Here is a 15,702-nt window from a genome sequence, read left to right as displayed (position 1 = left end):
TTATTAATTTAAGGGGGTTGGCATATGACGGACGAACAGGCACAAAAATTAGTGGAACAGTTATCGAACGATTTTTTTAATCGGCCGTTTATTCATAAAGCTTATTTTAATAGTAGATTGAAAACGACGGGCGGTCGGTATATGTTAAACAGCCACAATATTGAACTTAATAAAAAACTTTATGATCATTTCGGAATAGAGGAGTTAAAGGGGATTATTTTACATGAGCTTTGCCATTATCATCTTCATATTTTAGGGATGGGTTACAGGCATGGAGATGCGGACTTTCGGAATCTATTGAAAAAAGTAGGCGCACCGCGTTTTTGTTCTACATTGGAACAGCCTAAAGAAAAGCCGAAGCAAAAGACAATACATATATACAGCTGTTCGGATTGCGGACAACTATATAAAAGAAAAAGAAAAATGGATGTAAAAAAATATTGCTGCAGTATGTGCAAGGGGAAAATTAAATTTCTTCATAGCGAAAATAATTCTTAAATTGATGTTTAAAAAAGAATGAATAATGGTATACAGTAGTTATGTTGTTTTTTAGAGAGAATGATTTTTGCTCTATATATAGGAAGAGATTTTTTCTTTAAATTTTTTCAGGAAAAGTGTTGACGAAACGGAAATCGCTCTCTATAATAGTAAAAGTCGACAAGATGATGTCGCAAAGAAGTAGTTATTCCGAAGTAGCTCAGTTGGTAGAGCATCCGGCTGTTAACCGGCAGGTCGCAGGTTCGAGTCCTGCCTTCGGAGCCATTGATGGCCCGTTGGTCAAGTGGTTAAGACACCGCCCTTTCACGGCGGTAACACGGGTTCGAATCCCGTACGGGTCACCACTTATATTTTAATAACGAAGATTTACTAATGGTCCCGTGGTGTAGCGGTTAACATGCCTGCCTGTCACGCAGGAGATCGCCGGTTCGATCCCGGTCGGGACCGCCATTTTTGGGGTATAGCCAAGCGGTAAGGCAACGGATTTTGATTCCGTCATGCCCTGGTTCGAATCCAGGTACCCCAGCCATTTAGAGCCATTAGCTCAGTTGGTAGAGCATCTGACTTTTAATCAGAGGGTCGAAGGTTCGAGTCCTTCATGGCTCACCAGTTTTCATATTGACAAATTATTTCAGAGATGTATAATAATTATTGTCGGATGAAGCGGTCGTGGCGGAATGGCAGACGCGCTAGGTTGAGGGCCTAGTGGGGGCAACCCCGTGGAGGTTCAAGTCCTCTCGGCCGCACCAAAAATTCCCGGCGCCCGTAGCTCAATTGGATAGAGCGTCTGACTACGGATCAGAAGGTTATGGGTTCGACTCCTGTCGGGCGCGCCATAATTTACTATAATATAATGCGGGTGTAGTTTAGTGGTAAAACCTCAGCCTTCCAAGCTGATGTTGTCGGTTCGATTCCGATCACCCGCTCCAGTTTTTATTAAAAAAACTGTTGACATCTAAAAATAGATGTTGTAAGATATGAAAGTTGTCACTTGAGACAACACAATGAACCTTGAAAACTGAACAAGCAACGTTAATGTAACAAGCTTCTTAAATGAAGCAAACAATAGATTCCAACTTCTAACGAAGTTGGATCGCTAGCAAAGCAAATGAGCTTTCAAACTACTTTTATGGAGAGTTTGATCCTGGCTCAGGACGAACGCTGGCGGCGTGCCTAATACATGCAAGTCGAGCGGAAATTTTATTGGTGCTTGCACCTTTAAAATTTTAGCGGCGGACGGGTGAGTAACACGTGGGTAACCTACCTTATAGATTGGGATAACTCCGGGAAACCGGGGCTAATACCGAATAATACTTTTTAACACATGTTTTGAAGTTGAAAGACGGTCTTGCTGTCACTATAAGATGGACCCGCGGCGCATTAGCTAGTTGGTGAGGTAACGGCTCACCAAGGCAACGATGCGTAGCCGACCTGAGAGGGTGATCGGCCACACTGGGACTGAGACACGGCCCAGACTCCTACGGGAGGCAGCAGTAGGGAATCTTCCACAATGGACGAAAGTCTGATGGAGCAACGCCGCGTGAGTGAAGAAGGATTTCGGTTCGTAAAACTCTGTTGCAAGGGAAGAACAAGTAGCGTAGTAACTGGCGCTACCTTGACGGTACCTTGTTAGAAAGCCACGGCTAACTACGTGCCAGCAGCCGCGGTAATACGTAGGTGGCAAGCGTTGTCCGGAATTATTGGGCGTAAAGCGCGCGCAGGTGGTTCCTTAAGTCTGATGTGAAAGCCCCCGGCTCAACCGGGGAGGGTCATTGGAAACTGGGGAACTTGAGTGCAGAAGAGGATAGTGGAATTCCAAGTGTAGCGGTGAAATGCGTAGAGATTTGGAGGAACACCAGTGGCGAAGGCGACTGTCTGGTCTGTAACTGACACTGAGGCGCGAAAGCGTGGGGAGCAAACAGGATTAGATACCCTGGTAGTCCACGCCGTAAACGATGAGTGCTAAGTGTTGGGGGGTTTCCGCCCCTCAGTGCTGCAGCTAACGCATTAAGCACTCCGCCTGGGGAGTACGGTCGCAAGACTGAAACTCAAAGGAATTGACGGGGGCCCGCACAAGCGGTGGAGCATGTGGTTTAATTCGAAGCAACGCGAAGAACCTTACCAGGTCTTGACATCCCGGTGACCACTATGGAGACATAGTTTCCCCTTCGGGGGCAACGGTGACAGGTGGTGCATGGTTGTCGTCAGCTCGTGTCGTGAGATGTTGGGTTAAGTCCCGCAACGAGCGCAACCCTTATTCTTAGTTGCCATCATTCAGTTGGGCACTCTAAGGAGACTGCCGGTGATAAACCGGAGGAAGGTGGGGATGACGTCAAATCATCATGCCCCTTATGACCTGGGCTACACACGTGCTACAATGGACGGTACAAACGGTTGCCAACCCGCGAGGGGGAGCTAATCCGATAAAACCGTTCTCAGTTCGGATTGTAGGCTGCAACTCGCCTACATGAAGCCGGAATCGCTAGTAATCGCGGATCAGCATGCCGCGGTGAATACGTTCCCGGGCCTTGTACACACCGCCCGTCACACCACGAGAGTTTGTAACACCCGAAGTCGGTGAGGTAACCTTTATGGAGCCAGCCGCCGAAGGTGGGATAGATGATTGGGGTGAAGTCGTAACAAGGTAGCCGTATCGGAAGGTGCGGCTGGATCACCTCCTTTCTAAGGATTTTTCGGAATCATTCCCTTGGGGAATGAAACATTAACGTTTGCTGTTCAGTTTTGAAGGTTCATTCTTAAATGAATGAAACACTTCAAAACCTTTGTTCTTTGAAAACTGGATAAAACGACATTGAAAGCAATAAATCAAATTTCTATTTTATAGATTTTTAAACAAGTCAAGCAATTGACGTGTAAACTAAATCTTGGATTTTATCCAAGTGTTAACTTTTGGTTAAGTTAATAAGGGCGCACGGTGGATGCCTTGGCACTAGGAGTCGATGAAGGACGGCACTAACACCGATATGCCTCGGGGAGCTGTAAGTAAGCTTTGATCCGGGGATTTCCGAATGGGGGAACCCACTATCTTTAATCGGATAGTATCTTCACGTGAATTCATAGCGTGTTGAAGACAGACGCAGAGAACTGAAACATCTAAGTACCTGCAGGAACAGAAAGAAAATTCGATTCCCTGAGTAGCGGCGAGCGAAACGGGAAGAGCCCAAACCAAAGAGCTTGCTCTTTGGGGTTGTAGGACACTCTATACGGAGTTACAAAAGAATGAATTAGACGAAGCGACTTGGAAAGGTCCGCGAAACGAGGTAAAAGCCCTGTAGTCAAAAGTTCATTCCCTCCAGAGTGGATCCTGAGTACGGCGGAACACGTGAAATTCCGTCGGAATCCGGGAGGACCATCTCCCAAGGCTAAATACTACCTAGTGACCGATAGTGAACCAGTACCGTGAGGGAAAGGTGAAAAGCACCCCGGAAGGGGAGTGAAATAGATCCTGAAACCGTGTGCCTACAAGTAGTTAGAGCCCGTTAATGGGTGATAGCGTGCCTTTTGTAGAATGAACCGGCGAGTTACGATTACGTGCGAGGTTAAGTTGAGAAGACGGAGCCGCAGCGAAAGCGAGTCTGAATAGGGCGAATTAGTACGTGGTCGTAGACCCGAAACCAGGTGATCTACCCATGTCCAGGGTGAAGGTGAGGTAACACTCACTGGAGGCCCGAACCCACGCACGTTGAAAAGTGCGGGGATGAGGTGTGGGTAGCGGAGAAATTCCAATCGAACCTGGAGATAGCTGGTTCTCTCCGAAATAGCTTTAGGGCTAGCCTCGTGATTGAGAATACCGGAGGTAGAGCACTGTTTGGACTAGGGGGGCATCTCGCTTTACCGAATTCAGACAAACTCCGAATGCCGGATATTTATACACGGGAGTCAGACTGCGAGTGATAAGATCCGTAGTCAAGAGGGAAACAGCCCAGACCACCAGCTAAGGTCCCCAAGTAATCGTTAAGTGGAAAAGGATGTGGCGTTGCTTAGACAACCAGGATGTTGGCTTAGAAGCAGCCATCATTTAAAGAGTGCGTAATAGCTCACTGGTCGAGTGACGCTGCGCCGAAAATGTATCGGGGCTAAACGATTCACCGAAGCTGTGGATGCATACTTTGAGTATGCGTGGTAGGAGAGCGTTCTAACAGCGTTGAAGTCAGACCGGAAGGACTGGTGGAGCGGTTAGAAGTGAGAATGCCGGTATGAGTAGCGAAACATGGGTGAGAATCCCATGCACCGTATGACTAAGGTTTCCTGAGGAAGGCTCGTCCGCTCAGGGTTAGTCGGGACCTAAGCCGAGGCCGATAGGCGTAGGCGATGGACAACAGGTTGATATTCCTGTACCACCTCCTCACCGTTTGAGAAATGGGGGGACGCAGTAGGATAGGGTAAGCACGCCGTTGGTTGCGCGTGTTCAAGCAGTAAGGCGTGTATGTAGGCAAATCCGCATACTATAACGTTGAGCTGTGATGACGAGCTCGTATGAGCGAAGTTCCTGATTTCACACTGCCAAGAAAAGCCTCTATCGAGGTGAGAGGTGCCCGTACCGCAAACCGACACAGGTAGTCGAGGAGAGAATCCTAAGGTGTGCGAGAGAACTCTCGTTAAGGAACTCGGCAAAATGACCCCGTAACTTCGGGAGAAGGGGTGCTTCTTTGGGTGCATAGCCTAGAGAAGCCGCAGTGAATAGGCCCAGGCGACTGTTTAGCAAAAACACAGGTCTCTGCAAAACCGTAAGGTGACGTATAGGGGCTGACGCCTGCCCGGTGCTGGAAGGTTAAGAGGAGCGGTTAGCGCAAGCGAAGCTGTGAATTGAAGCCCCAGTAAACGGCGGCCGTAACTATAACGGTCCTAAGGTAGCGAAATTCCTTGTCGGGTAAGTTCCGACCCGCACGAAAGGCGTAACGATCTGGGCACTGTCTCAACGAGAGACTCGGTGAAATTATAGTACCTGTGAAGATGCAGGTTACCCGCGACAGGACGGAAAGACCCCGTGGAGCTTTACTGTAGCCTGATATTGAATTTTGGTACAACTTGTACAGGATAGGTAGGAGCCAGAGATCTCGGAGCGCCAGCTTCGAAGGAGGCGTCGGTGGGATACTACCCTGGTTGTATTGAACTTCTAACCCATGCCCCTTAGCGGGGTAGGAGACAGTGTCAGGCGGACAGTTTGACTGGGGCGGTCGCCTCCTAAAGAGTAACGGAGGCGCCCAAAGGTTCCCTCAGAATGGTTGGAAATCATTCGTAGAGTGTAAAGGCATAAGGGAGCTTGACTGCGAGACCTACAAGTCGAGCAGGGTCGAAAGACGGGCTTAGTGATCCGGTGGTTCCGCATGGAAGGGCCATCGCTCAACGGATAAAAGCTACCCCGGGGATAACAGGCTTATCTCCCCCAAGAGTCCACATCGACGGGGAGGTTTGGCACCTCGATGTCGGCTCATCGCATCCTGGGGCTGTAGTCGGTCCCAAGGGTTGGGCTGTTCGCCCATTAAAGCGGTACGCGAGCTGGGTTCAGAACGTCGTGAGACAGTTCGGTCCCTATCCGTCGTGGGCGTAGGAAATTTGAGAGGAGCTGTCCTTAGTACGAGAGGACCGGGATGGACATACCGCTGGTGTACCAGTTGTCTTGCCAAAGGCATCGCTGGGTAGCTATGTATGGACGGGATAAGTGCTGAAAGCATCTAAGCATGAAGCCCCCCTCAAGATGAGATTTCCCATTACGCAAGTAAGTAAGACCCCTGAAAGACGATCAGGTAGATAGGTTCGAGGTGGAAGTGCGGCGACGCATGCAGCTGACGAATACTAATCGGTCGAGGACTTAACCACATTTTATTGCACAAATTCAATGAAACGTTTATCCAGTTTTGAAAGAATGAAAATTCTTTTCAAGGGTTTCAAGACACAGTAGTGTATTGGAAGCCGACAATAGTGAAGTGATGATGGCAAAGAGGTCACACCCGTTCCCATACCGAACACGGAAGTTAAGCTCTTTAGCGCCGATGGTAGTTGGGGGCTTCCCCCTGTGAGAGTAGGACGTCGCTTCGCACACGCTAAACCACTGAGAAATCAGTGGTTTTTTTGTTTATAAAACCCGGTATATTAAATATTTGAGGACCTCTAACTTGAAAATAAAATACAGTTTCGTTAAAGTACATACATAGTAAAGGGAGGAATTGTAATGAAAGCACTTTTTGAAAAATTTAAATTGAATGAACAGGTTGAACTACGAAATCGTTTAGTTATGGCACCTATGACAACCTACTCTGCAAATGAAGATGACACTGTTTCCGATGAGGAAATCACATATTATAAAGAACGTGCTGCAGGTGCTGGAATGATCATTACAGCATGCGCATATGTCGCAGCAAACGGCAAAGCATTCCCCGGACAAATTGCCGCCCATGAAGACCGTTATATTCCAAGTTTGCGAAGAATTGCACAGGCTATTCAGCAGGGTGGTGCTAAAGCGGTTTTACAAATTCATCATGGAGGCCGTCAATCATACCAAAATTTAGTACCAAACGGAGATGTGGTAAGTGCGAGTACAGCTGTTACAATTGAAAAAAAAGAAGCTCGTGCATTAACACTTGAAGAGACTAAAGAGATGGTTAAAGCTTATGCAGAAGCGACAAGAAGAGCAATTGAAGCGGGGTTTGACGGCGTTGAAATACATGGTGCAAATACGTATTTAATTCAACAGTACTTTTCTGCCTTTACTAATAAAAGAACAGACGAATACGGCGGAACATTTGAAAATAGATTACGTTTCCCACTGGAAGTAGTAAGTGAAGTAATTAAAGTTAAAAACACATATGCAGACGAAAAATTTATTGTCGGTTACCGTTTCAGTCCGGAAGAACCTGAAGAAGATGGTATTACAATGGATGATACAGTAAAATTAGTGGATGAATTAGCGAAAACAGCGCTAACATATTTGCATATCTCTCTGGGGGATTTCAAATCGGAAACACATCGTTATGAAAACGGCCAACAAAACCGTATTTCTGTAATTCACAGCTTGTTAAATGGGCGTAAACCATTAATCGGTGTCGGGTCAATTTATACTCGTGAAGAAGCAGAACAAGCATTACAGTTAGGTGCAGATTTAGTAGCGCTTGGCCGTGCCTTGTTGATTGAGCCGCATTGGGTGGAAAAGGTACAGAACAAGGAAAACGTTGTCACATCTTATGATGAAAAAATTGATACTGTAATTCCTGGTCCTTTAATGGAGAAAATCCTGTCAAGACCAGGTTGGATTCCGGGTATATAAGTCAGTAATTTCTAAAATGCAAAATTTAAGTTTATGAATTATGGAGGATGCGAATACGTTCGTATTCTCCTTTTTCTATTGGCTATGTTTGAACCGCTTAATTTCGGGAATGGTTTCATAAGGATATTGAGGGGGGATACGAATGAATAAAAAGGGTTTTTATGTCTTCCTGTCTATTTGTCTCGTTATGCTGGTAGCTATGCTAATAACAGCTTGTCAGGATGAAGTATTAGAGATAGAAGAAAGTAATACATATGTTTGGCAAAAATACATGAATGAAGAAGAGTATGAAGAAGTAAAAGAGGGGATGTCTTATTTAGATGTAGTGCGCATTTCAGGAGGCGCCGGACAGAAAATTGATACCGGTACTTATGAATGGAATGATGAAATTCTTTTGACAAAAGGGTATCGTCTAAAATTTGAGGATGAAGTATTGGTAAAGAAAGAAGTAATAGAACGCAAAGGTAACTCAAAGCGTTAGGAAACGGCAAAAGTGAGGTTGAACGTAGGGGTGCTAATAGTATTTCTTCTTTAGCCTACAAATAAAGAAAAGTACGGAAACATTCTTTTTTCTTATAAAAAAGGAGTGTTTTTCTTTTTTTTACAGCTACTTTATATTAACGTATTTGAGTATGAGTCAATCCAAAAGTGATACATTTTGAACAATTGCTTCAGTTCAAGTAAACTAGAGATAATGGATTTTTTTTTGGAAGGAAGCAATCAGATGATATTTGAAAAAGATATAGAAACGCTGGAAGAGACTCAGGCGCTTGCGATGAGATTGGCGGAATTAGTCGAGCCGCAGTATACGATTACACTTGAAGGTGATTTAGGTGCCGGCAAGACGACATTTACACAGAGCTTTGCAAAAGGACTTGGCGTAAAACGGACGGTCAATAGTCCAACATTTACGATTATGAAGCAATATACGGGACGTATACCGCTTAATCATCTGGATGTATATCGTCTGGAAGATAGTGATGAAGATTTAGGATGGGAAGAAATTTTTTATGGGGATGCTGTAACAGTTGTGGAATGGGCACATCTTATACAGGAAGATTTGCCTGAAGAGCGTTTAGCAATTGAAATTACACGCATCGATGAAACAAAACGCAAATTTGTATTGAAACCGATAGGCGAAAAGTATGTTCGTCTTTGTGAGGAGTTATTAAAATGATTTGGTTAGGAATAGAGACAGCAAATGCACCACTTTCTGTCGCAATAGTACAAGATAATAAAATAATTGCAGAAGTCGTGCAAAATATAAAATTAACGCATTCCGTTGGTGCAATGCCGGCAATTGAAGAAGTTATAAACAAGGCAGGCTTAATACCGGAACAAATTGATGCGATCGCCGTTTCTGAAGGTCCCGGCTCTTATACAGGCGTTCGAATTGGTGTTACTCTTGCCAAAACTTTGGCCTGGTCATTGCAAAAACCATTGGTAGGTGTATCAAGCTTGAAAGCACTGGCTGCAAATGCACGTGTTGCGAACTACGCAATCTGTTCATTGATCGATGCCCGTCGTCAAAATGTATATGCAGGTGTATATGAAGCAAATACTATGGAGCCGATTGTTGAAGATCATCATGATCATATCGATGGATTATTACAGAAGCTGCAACAATTAGAACGACCAATATTATTTGTCGGAGCCGATGCCGGTATGTACATGGAAAAAATTCAGCAAGTGCTAGGTAATTCTGCTATCCGTGCACCATTTACGATGGATCTACCTCGTGCATCCGAACTGATTGCTTTAGCACAACAAATGCCATTACCGACAATTGAGGCTGTCCATGGTTTTGTTCCCCAATATCGCCGTATTGCAGAAGCAGAAGCGAATTGGATAAAGGAACAGAAAAAGGAGCAACTTTAATGGTACAGTATCGCAGAATGACAATCGATGATGTTCAGGCTATTCATAAAATTGAACTTGCAACATTTCCTGTACCTTGGACATTGGATTCATTTTATTACGAAATGACTGAAAACCAATATGCCCATTATTTAGTTGCGGAAAACGAAAACGGTGAAATTATCGGCTTCTGCGGAATCTGGCTTGTTATTGATGCAGCACAGATTACCAACGTAGCAGTTGTACAATCTGTACGTGGTCAAGGTATTGGCGAGACACTTATGCGTGAAGCGATGCGAGTAGCAAAAGAAGCAAATATGGACGTCATGAGCTTGGAAGTACGTGTAACGAATACTGTTGCACAAAATTTATATCGCAAACTTGGTTTCCAAGATGGAGGTCTTCGTAAAGGCTACTATACGGACAACCAGGAAGATGCGTTAGTAATGTGGGTGAATTTATAATGGATAACTATATATTAGCAATTGAAACTAGCTGTGATGAAACAGCAGCTGCCATTATTAAAAATGGCACAGAGATTATTTCGAATGTTGTATCATCACAAATTGACAGTCATAAGCGTTTCGGCGGAGTTGTCCCGGAAATCGCATCACGTCACCATGTTGAACAGATGACAATTGTTTTGGAAGAAGCATTAAAACAGGCAAATATGGAACCGAAAGATTTAACAGCAGTTGCCGTAACTGAAGGACCGGGACTGGTAGGTGCATTGTTGATCGGTATTAATGCGGCTAAGGCGTTCGCATTTGTACATGGCTTGCCATTAATCGGGACCCATCATATTGCCGGACATATTTATGCAAACAATCTTGTACAGCCAATGGAATTTCCGCTGTTGGCACTCGTTGTTTCAGGTGGGCATACAGAGCTTGTCCTGATGCGTGAACATGGTTCGTTTGAAGTTATTGGCGAAACACGTGATGATGCTGCAGGTGAAGCATATGACAAAGTAGCACGCGTATTGAATATGCCATATCCGGGTGGTCCGCATATTGACCGCCTTGCACATGAAGCGACAGAAGCCGTTCCTTTCCCGCGTGTATGGCTGGAGGAAGATTCATATGACTTTAGTTTCAGCGGTTTGAAATCTGCAGTGATTAACTATAAACATAATATGGATCAGCGCGGTGAAGAAATCATTGCCGAGCATGTTGCAAAAGGCTTCCAGGACAGTGTAGTGGAAGTATTAACAGGAAAAACAGTACGAGCAGCACGTGAATTCCAGGTAAAACAAGTAATTGCAGCCGGCGGTGTATCGGCCAATAAAGGATTGCGTACAGCATTGGAACTTGCGTTTAAAGATGAAGGTATTCCATTTTATGTACCGCCTTTAAAATTATGTACAGATAATGCTGCAATGATCGGTGCGGCAGCATATGAAATGTATAAAGCAGGAGTTCGTGGAAATTTAGCTATGAATGGACGACCTGGGTTGGAGCTTTTGAGCTGGAAATAGGGTAAATAGGCATGATGAAAAGGTGTAGCACTACATCCTTTTCTCATGCTTTTTTTATATGTATTTTTAATTTGTTTTCTTTCAATAATATAAAAAAGTCGAATCTAGTAATTTATGATGGATAAATCTCATTTATAACAAGTTTTTATTGACTGTTCAACTTTTCTGAAAATTATCCACAGATAAAGTAAAATACCCACAAAAAAACTTGCGAACATGCGTACTTATACACAAACTGTGCATAACTTGTGGGTAACATGTGACTTATCTATATATAGTAGTGTCTTTTTCACACAGCAATGTGCATAACTTTGATTTTAAATGTGGATAATGTGGAAAACTATGTTGATATGTTGATACTACTAGATTTGTATTGTGAATAAAATTGTGGAGAAATTTGTAGAAATTTGGCGTATTGACCTATATATATGATTATCATGTAGAAAGGATGATAGAAAGGTTTAATATTATACAATAGCAATACAACAAATATAACTCTGCGGAAAAAAGCCTGGCCATGAGCGTATAAAAATGGAGTGTCCATATGTTGATGGACACTCCATTAATTATAGGTGGTCAAGCTCTTCGTTTAGTTCAAGCCATTCCATTTCAAATGATTCGTGCTGTTCTTTTACATCATTCAGCTCAGATTGGATTGATAAAGTTTTTTCATGATCCGAATAAATGTCAGGATCACATAGTTGTTCTTCAAAGATGGCGATTTTTTCATTTAAAACGCCCATCTGCTTTTCAATATCTTCTATTGCACGGCGAATTTGACGTTCTCTTTTTTTCGCGTCCTTATCAATCATTGATGTCGTCTTAGTTTGAACAGGCGATTCAGCCGAATTTTTTTCAACGGCTGCGGCTTTCATTGCAGCTAATTCTTCAAGCTCCTCTTTCTTTTCCACATAATAATCGTAGTCACCTAAATATTCGAAAGAACCGGTACCTGAAAGTTCAATGACTTTTGTAGCAATACGATTGATGAAATAACGGTCATGTGAAACGAATAGCAGTGTTCCGGGATAATCGATTAGGGCATTTTCCAATATTTCTTTACTGTCCAAGTCTAAATGGTTTGTCGGCTCATCAAGTACTAGGAAATTAGATTTTTGCATCATTAATTTCGCAAGTGCAAGTCGCGCTTTTTCTCCACCTGATAAGGAATTCACTGTTTTCGATACATCATCCCCGCTAAAAAGGAAGCGACCTAAAATGTTGCGTATATCCTTTTCGTTCAGCAATGGCCATTCATCCCAAAGCTCGCTAAGAACAGATTTATTCGAGTGAAGCTTTGCCTGCTCCTGATCATAATAGCCGATTTGAACATTTGTACCATAACGGACATCGCCGGCAAGTGCCTCGATATCTTTAACGATTGTTTTCAATAAGGTAGACTTCCCAACACCGTTTGGTCCGACAAGTGCAATACGATCTTCTCTAAATACACGCATTCCAATATTTTGGGAAATAGCCTTACCGTTAAAACCGATTGTTAAATTATCGACGGACAGCACGTCATTTCCGCTTTGGCGGTCAATTGAAAAACCGAAGTTGGCACTTTTTTCATCGCCATCAGGAGATTCCATCCAACTCGTCTTCTCCAGAACTTTGCGACGTGACTGGGCCATTTTTGTAGTGGAAGCACGGGCAAGGTTTTTCTGGATAAATGTTTCGAGCTTGGCCTTTTCATCCATTTGACGCTCATACATTTTTAAATCACGTTCGTAGTTTTTCGCCTTTTCGTCTAGATAGGCACTGTAGTTCCCTACATACTTCGACACTTTCGTACGAGACACTTCGTAAACGATCGACACGACCTGATCCAGGAAATAACGGTCATGCGAAACGATTAAAATCGCTCCTTCATAACCTTTTAAGTAGCCTTCCAGCCATGACAATGTTTCAATATCCAGATGGTTGGTCGGCTCATCCAAAATAAGGAGGTCGGGCTTTGACAAAAGAAGCTTAGCTAGGGCAAGGCGTGTCCTTTGTCCGCCGGATAGAGAGCGAATCGGCTTTTGATAATCTTCGGGGAAAAATTGCATCCCATGCAGAACAGAGCGTGTATCGGCTTCATACTGATAACCGCCTGCATCTTTGAAATCATGCTGCAGCTGGTCATACTCTGCCATGATGCGTGCATATTGTTCGCTATCTTCATAAATCGCAGGGTCGGCCATTTGCTGTTCTAGGTGACGCAGCGTTTGCTCCTGTTTTTGCAGGTTTGCGAAAATTGTCATCATTTCGTCCCAAATTGAAAGTTCAGAGTCTATGCCTGCATGCTGCTCTAAATAACCGATTTGAATATCTTTTGGAATAATAATTTCACCGGAGTCATAGCTCATTTGTCCGGCAATTATTTTCAGTAATGTGGATTTGCCGGCACCGTTTCGTCCCACTAATGCCACGCGATCCCGGTGCTGTACTTCTAGTTTTACACCGCTTAATATTTCATCTGTAATAAAGGATTTATATAATTGATTTACCTGTAAGACAATCATGTTTACACCTCAGTTTCTCCTATTTAGTTTAATGTATGGGAACATTGTTCGCAACGATGGATACTTTACTTGTCGCTCCTTGTTTAGTAAGATTAACTTGCTTCTGCACAAAGAGTGGAGTTCAGTTAAGCGTGTCATATCGCTTGGCGAAAACGGCGTGATAAAATCATGTTAGTTGGCCCCGACAGTTTAAATGGAGGCATTATTGAAAAGATTTTGCAAATGTACATAGGAGGAGAATGTGTGAAACAAGAAGTAAAAATTCCACAAGCAACAACAAAAAGACTTCCTCTTTATTATCGATTTTTGAAAAACTTCGCGACTGAAGGTAAAAAGCGTATTTCTTCACAGGAATTAAGCGATGCGATGAAAATAGATTCGGCTACGATTCGACGTGACTTTTCTTATTTTGGAGCACTCGGTAAAAAGGGGTATGGATATGATGTCCAGTATTTACTCGAGTTTTTCCGTCAAACTCTGGATCAGGACGAAGCGATGAACGTTGCACTAATAGGAGTCGGAAATCTGGGTAATGGCTTACTTAAATATAACTTCCAAAAAAATCACAACACGCGTATCGTTGTTGCATTTGATACGAAGGCCCCGTTGGAAGGAACGACGATTAGTGATATTCCTGTATTCCATCCAGATCGACTGGAGGAAATGTATGAGGAATTTGGCGCGGAGCTGGCGATACTGACTGTTTCATCCCGCTCAGCACAAATGATGACAGACCGACTCGTTAAAATAAATGCAAAAGGTATATTAAATTTCACACCAGTACGATTATCTGTTCCAGACACGATTAAAGTGATGAACATTGATCTATCGGTAGAATTACAGGCACTTACGTATTTAGTGCGAAACTCAGGTAAGTAATAAAATGTTCAATACTATAAATAGCAAATTCTAGTTAATTAATGTAAAATATACATAATAATAGAGGAGGTGGCTATAGTGATTGTACATCTAAATGCGATTACACCTGTGAGCCTGATTATCATTGGACTGATTGCTTTGTTAATATTCGGACCCAAAAAATTGCCATCATTAGGTCGTGCGATGGGGACAACTTTACGTGAATTCCGTAGTGCTACGAAAGGCTTGACGGATGACGACGACGATTTCGATACAAAGAAAAAAGTGATTGAACATAAAGAGAACGAAAAAAACGAAGTAAAGTAAAATAAGGATGTCTTGCTATGAATTCAAGAGAATTAACCGTACTTGAACATATGGAAGAGCTTAGAAAACGCCTGTTTTTCGTAGCGATTTTCTTCGTGATGGCCCTTTTCATCGGTTTCTATACGGCGAAACCACTTATTCGATACATTCAACGCAGTGATTTAGCTGCCAGTTTTTCGATGAACGCATTTAGTCCGGCAGATCCTTTAACCGTTTATTTACAAGTTACATTTATTGTAGCTGCCGTTATTGTATCGCCATTATTGCTTTACCAGCTATGGGCGTTTATCACACCTGGTTTGCATGAGGCTGAACGTAAGGCAACATTGAAATATATTCCGTATGCATTTGTACTGTGTATTGGGGGAATAGCCTTTGCCTATTTTGTGTTATTTCCATTTATAATGCGATTTATGACGGACTTATCCAATGATTTGAATATTACGCAAACAATCGGTATTAATGAATTCTTCTCATTTCTAATTAAGTTAATTGTACCCTTTGCGGTGCTGTTTCAATTACCTGTTGTAACACTGTTCCTTTCTCGTCTCGGAATCATCAATCCGAAGCTTATGGTGAAATTCCGGAAATATGCGTATTTTGTATTAATCGTAATTTCGGTATTGCTGGCACCGCCTGATTTAGTATCGAACATTATTATTGCAATTCCACTATTTGTTTTATATGAACTGAGTATTGTCATTGCGCGAATTGGTTACCGAAAATATGAAGTGGCTGAAAAAGAACGCTTATTGGCAGAAGAAGAACGTGAACGTGAGCTGCAAGTAGAAGAACTGCTTGAAATGCAGCGCAGGCAAATGGAACAGATGAATAATAGTTAATGACAACGCTATCGAACTTGATAGCGTTTTTTTGTTTTCTGTATAAAAAAA

At 43.0% G+C, this 15,702-nt stretch carries 11 protein-coding genes, 8 tRNA genes and 3 rRNA genes; 21 read left to right on the top strand and 1 reads right to left on the bottom strand.

The genetic code is table 11. The annotated features are described in order from the left end of the window. The first annotated feature begins 24 nt into the window (after positions 1-24). From MKX73_RS05285 to tsaD, 18 genes are all read left to right on the top strand, one after another. Positions 25-498: a SprT family protein gene (locus tag MKX73_RS05285; protein WP_340716594.1), complete on the top strand. Its 474-nt coding sequence runs from the start codon at positions 25-27 to the stop codon at positions 496-498. Positions 499-686: 188 nt separating this feature from the next. Further along, positions 687-762 (top strand) — tRNA-Asn (locus tag MKX73_RS05280). A 5-nt stretch (positions 763-767) separates the two neighbouring features. Next, a tRNA-Glu gene (locus MKX73_RS05275) sits at positions 768-842 on the top strand. Positions 843-872: 30 nt separating this feature from the next. Next, a tRNA-Asp gene (locus MKX73_RS05270) sits at positions 873-948 on the top strand. Between the two features lie 4 nt (positions 949-952). Beyond that, positions 953-1,027, top strand: a tRNA-Gln gene (locus MKX73_RS05265). A 4-nt stretch (positions 1,028-1,031) separates the two neighbouring features. After that, positions 1,032-1,107, top strand: a tRNA-Lys gene (locus MKX73_RS05260). 54 nt (positions 1,108-1,161) lie between these two features. Continuing rightward, positions 1,162-1,247, top strand: a tRNA-Leu gene (locus MKX73_RS05255). 10 nt (positions 1,248-1,257) lie between these two features. Beyond that, positions 1,258-1,334, top strand: a tRNA-Arg gene (locus MKX73_RS05250). A 19-nt stretch (positions 1,335-1,353) separates the two neighbouring features. Further along, positions 1,354-1,427, top strand: a tRNA-Gly gene (locus MKX73_RS05245). A 197-nt stretch (positions 1,428-1,624) separates the two neighbouring features. Then, positions 1,625-3,180 (top strand): 16S ribosomal RNA (locus tag MKX73_RS05240). A 230-nt stretch (positions 3,181-3,410) separates the two neighbouring features. Beyond that, positions 3,411-6,339, top strand: a 23S ribosomal RNA gene (locus MKX73_RS05235). Between the two features lie 103 nt (positions 6,340-6,442). Continuing rightward, a 5S ribosomal RNA gene (rrf, locus tag MKX73_RS05230) occupies positions 6,443-6,558 on the top strand. The 16S, 23S and 5S rRNA genes sit together here with 8 tRNA genes alongside, the layout of an rRNA operon. A gap of 133 nt (positions 6,559-6,691) precedes the next feature. Further along, positions 6,692-7,783: an NADH-dependent flavin oxidoreductase gene (locus tag MKX73_RS05225; RefSeq protein ID WP_340716593.1), complete on the top strand. Its 1,092-nt coding sequence runs from the start codon at positions 6,692-6,694 to the stop codon at positions 7,781-7,783. 142 nt (positions 7,784-7,925) lie between these two features. Next, positions 7,926-8,264, top strand: coding sequence for a hypothetical protein (locus MKX73_RS05220; RefSeq protein ID WP_340716592.1), 339 nt, complete (start codon positions 7,926-7,928; stop codon positions 8,262-8,264). Positions 8,265-8,507: 243 nt separating this feature from the next. Continuing rightward, complete coding sequence (gene tsaE / locus MKX73_RS05215; RefSeq protein ID WP_340716591.1) at positions 8,508-8,960, top strand: tRNA (adenosine(37)-N6)-threonylcarbamoyltransferase complex ATPase subunit type 1 TsaE; 453 nt, start codon at positions 8,508-8,510, stop codon at positions 8,958-8,960. After that, positions 8,957-9,661, top strand: a complete 705-nt coding sequence (gene tsaB / locus MKX73_RS05210) for a tRNA (adenosine(37)-N6)-threonylcarbamoyltransferase complex dimerization subunit type 1 TsaB (protein ID WP_340716590.1) — start codon at positions 8,957-8,959, stop codon at positions 9,659-9,661. The genes tsaE and tsaB overlap by 4 nt, the downstream gene beginning before the upstream one ends. Continuing rightward, on the top strand, positions 9,661-10,104 hold the full coding sequence (gene rimI, locus MKX73_RS05205) for a ribosomal protein S18-alanine N-acetyltransferase (protein WP_340716589.1): 444 nt from the start codon (positions 9,661-9,663) through the stop codon (positions 10,102-10,104). Before tsaB ends, rimI begins: the two co-directional genes overlap by 1 nt. After that, positions 10,104-11,117: a tRNA (adenosine(37)-N6)-threonylcarbamoyltransferase complex transferase subunit TsaD gene (gene tsaD / locus MKX73_RS05200; RefSeq protein ID WP_340716588.1), complete on the top strand. Its 1,014-nt coding sequence runs from the start codon at positions 10,104-10,106 to the stop codon at positions 11,115-11,117. The genes rimI and tsaD overlap by 1 nt, the downstream gene beginning before the upstream one ends. A gap of 566 nt (positions 11,118-11,683) precedes the next feature. Here the strand turns inward: tsaD and MKX73_RS05195 are convergent. After that, positions 11,684-13,624: an ABC-F family ATP-binding cassette domain-containing protein gene (locus MKX73_RS05195; protein WP_340716587.1), complete on the bottom strand. Its 1,941-nt coding sequence runs from the start codon at positions 13,622-13,624 to the stop codon at positions 11,684-11,686. Positions 13,625-13,867: 243 nt separating this feature from the next. On the opposite strand from MKX73_RS05195, the gene MKX73_RS05190 reads away from it, so the two are divergent. The 3 genes from MKX73_RS05190 (at position 13,868) to tatC (ending at position 15,651) form a co-directional block, all read left to right on the top strand. Then, entirely contained in the window at positions 13,868-14,503 is a 636-nt protein-coding gene (locus MKX73_RS05190; RefSeq protein ID WP_340716586.1) for a redox-sensing transcriptional repressor Rex, read from the top strand. Between the two features lie 78 nt (positions 14,504-14,581). Beyond that, positions 14,582-14,809 carry a twin-arginine translocase TatA/TatE family subunit gene (gene tatA, locus MKX73_RS05185; RefSeq protein WP_008408483.1) on the top strand — a complete coding sequence of 76 codons (228 nt, stop codon included), beginning with the start codon at positions 14,582-14,584 and terminating at the stop codon, positions 14,807-14,809. A gap of 17 nt (positions 14,810-14,826) precedes the next feature. Continuing rightward, on the top strand, positions 14,827-15,651 hold the full coding sequence (gene tatC, locus MKX73_RS05180) for a twin-arginine translocase subunit TatC (RefSeq protein ID WP_340716585.1): 825 nt from the start codon (positions 14,827-14,829) through the stop codon (positions 15,649-15,651). Positions 15,652-15,702 lie beyond the last annotated feature (51 nt).

Origin of the sequence: Solibacillus sp. FSL W7-1436 (genome assembly GCF_038007305.1) — a bacterium.
GTDB lineage: Bacteria > Bacillota > Bacilli > Bacillales_A > Planococcaceae > Solibacillus.
Note: the sequence above shows the minus strand (reverse complement) of the source record. Positions and strands in the feature narration are given on the sequence as shown.

Bases quoted from the DNA above. Each gene is read 5' to 3' on its own strand.
- MKX73_RS05285 (WP_340716594.1), top strand. From the start codon at position 25: ATGACGGACGAACAGGCACAAAAATTAGTGGAACAGTTATCGAACGAT.
- MKX73_RS05225 (WP_340716593.1), top strand. From the start codon at position 6,692: ATGAAAGCACTTTTTGAAAAATTTAAATTGAATGAACAGGTTGAACTA.
- MKX73_RS05220 (WP_340716592.1), top strand. From the start codon at position 7,926: ATGAATAAAAAGGGTTTTTATGTCTTCCTGTCTATTTGTCTCGTTATG.
- tsaE (WP_340716591.1), top strand. From the start codon at position 8,508: ATGATATTTGAAAAAGATATAGAAACGCTGGAAGAGACTCAGGCGCTT.
- tsaB (WP_340716590.1), top strand. From the start codon at position 8,957: ATGATTTGGTTAGGAATAGAGACAGCAAATGCACCACTTTCTGTCGCA.
- rimI (WP_340716589.1), top strand. From the start codon at position 9,661: ATGGTACAGTATCGCAGAATGACAATCGATGATGTTCAGGCTATTCAT.
- tsaD (WP_340716588.1), top strand. From the start codon at position 10,104: ATGGATAACTATATATTAGCAATTGAAACTAGCTGTGATGAAACAGCA.
- MKX73_RS05195 (WP_340716587.1), bottom strand. From the start codon at position 13,624: ATGATTGTCTTACAGGTAAATCAATTATATAAATCCTTTATTACAGAT.
- tatC (WP_340716585.1), top strand. From the start codon at position 14,827: ATGAATTCAAGAGAATTAACCGTACTTGAACATATGGAAGAGCTTAGA.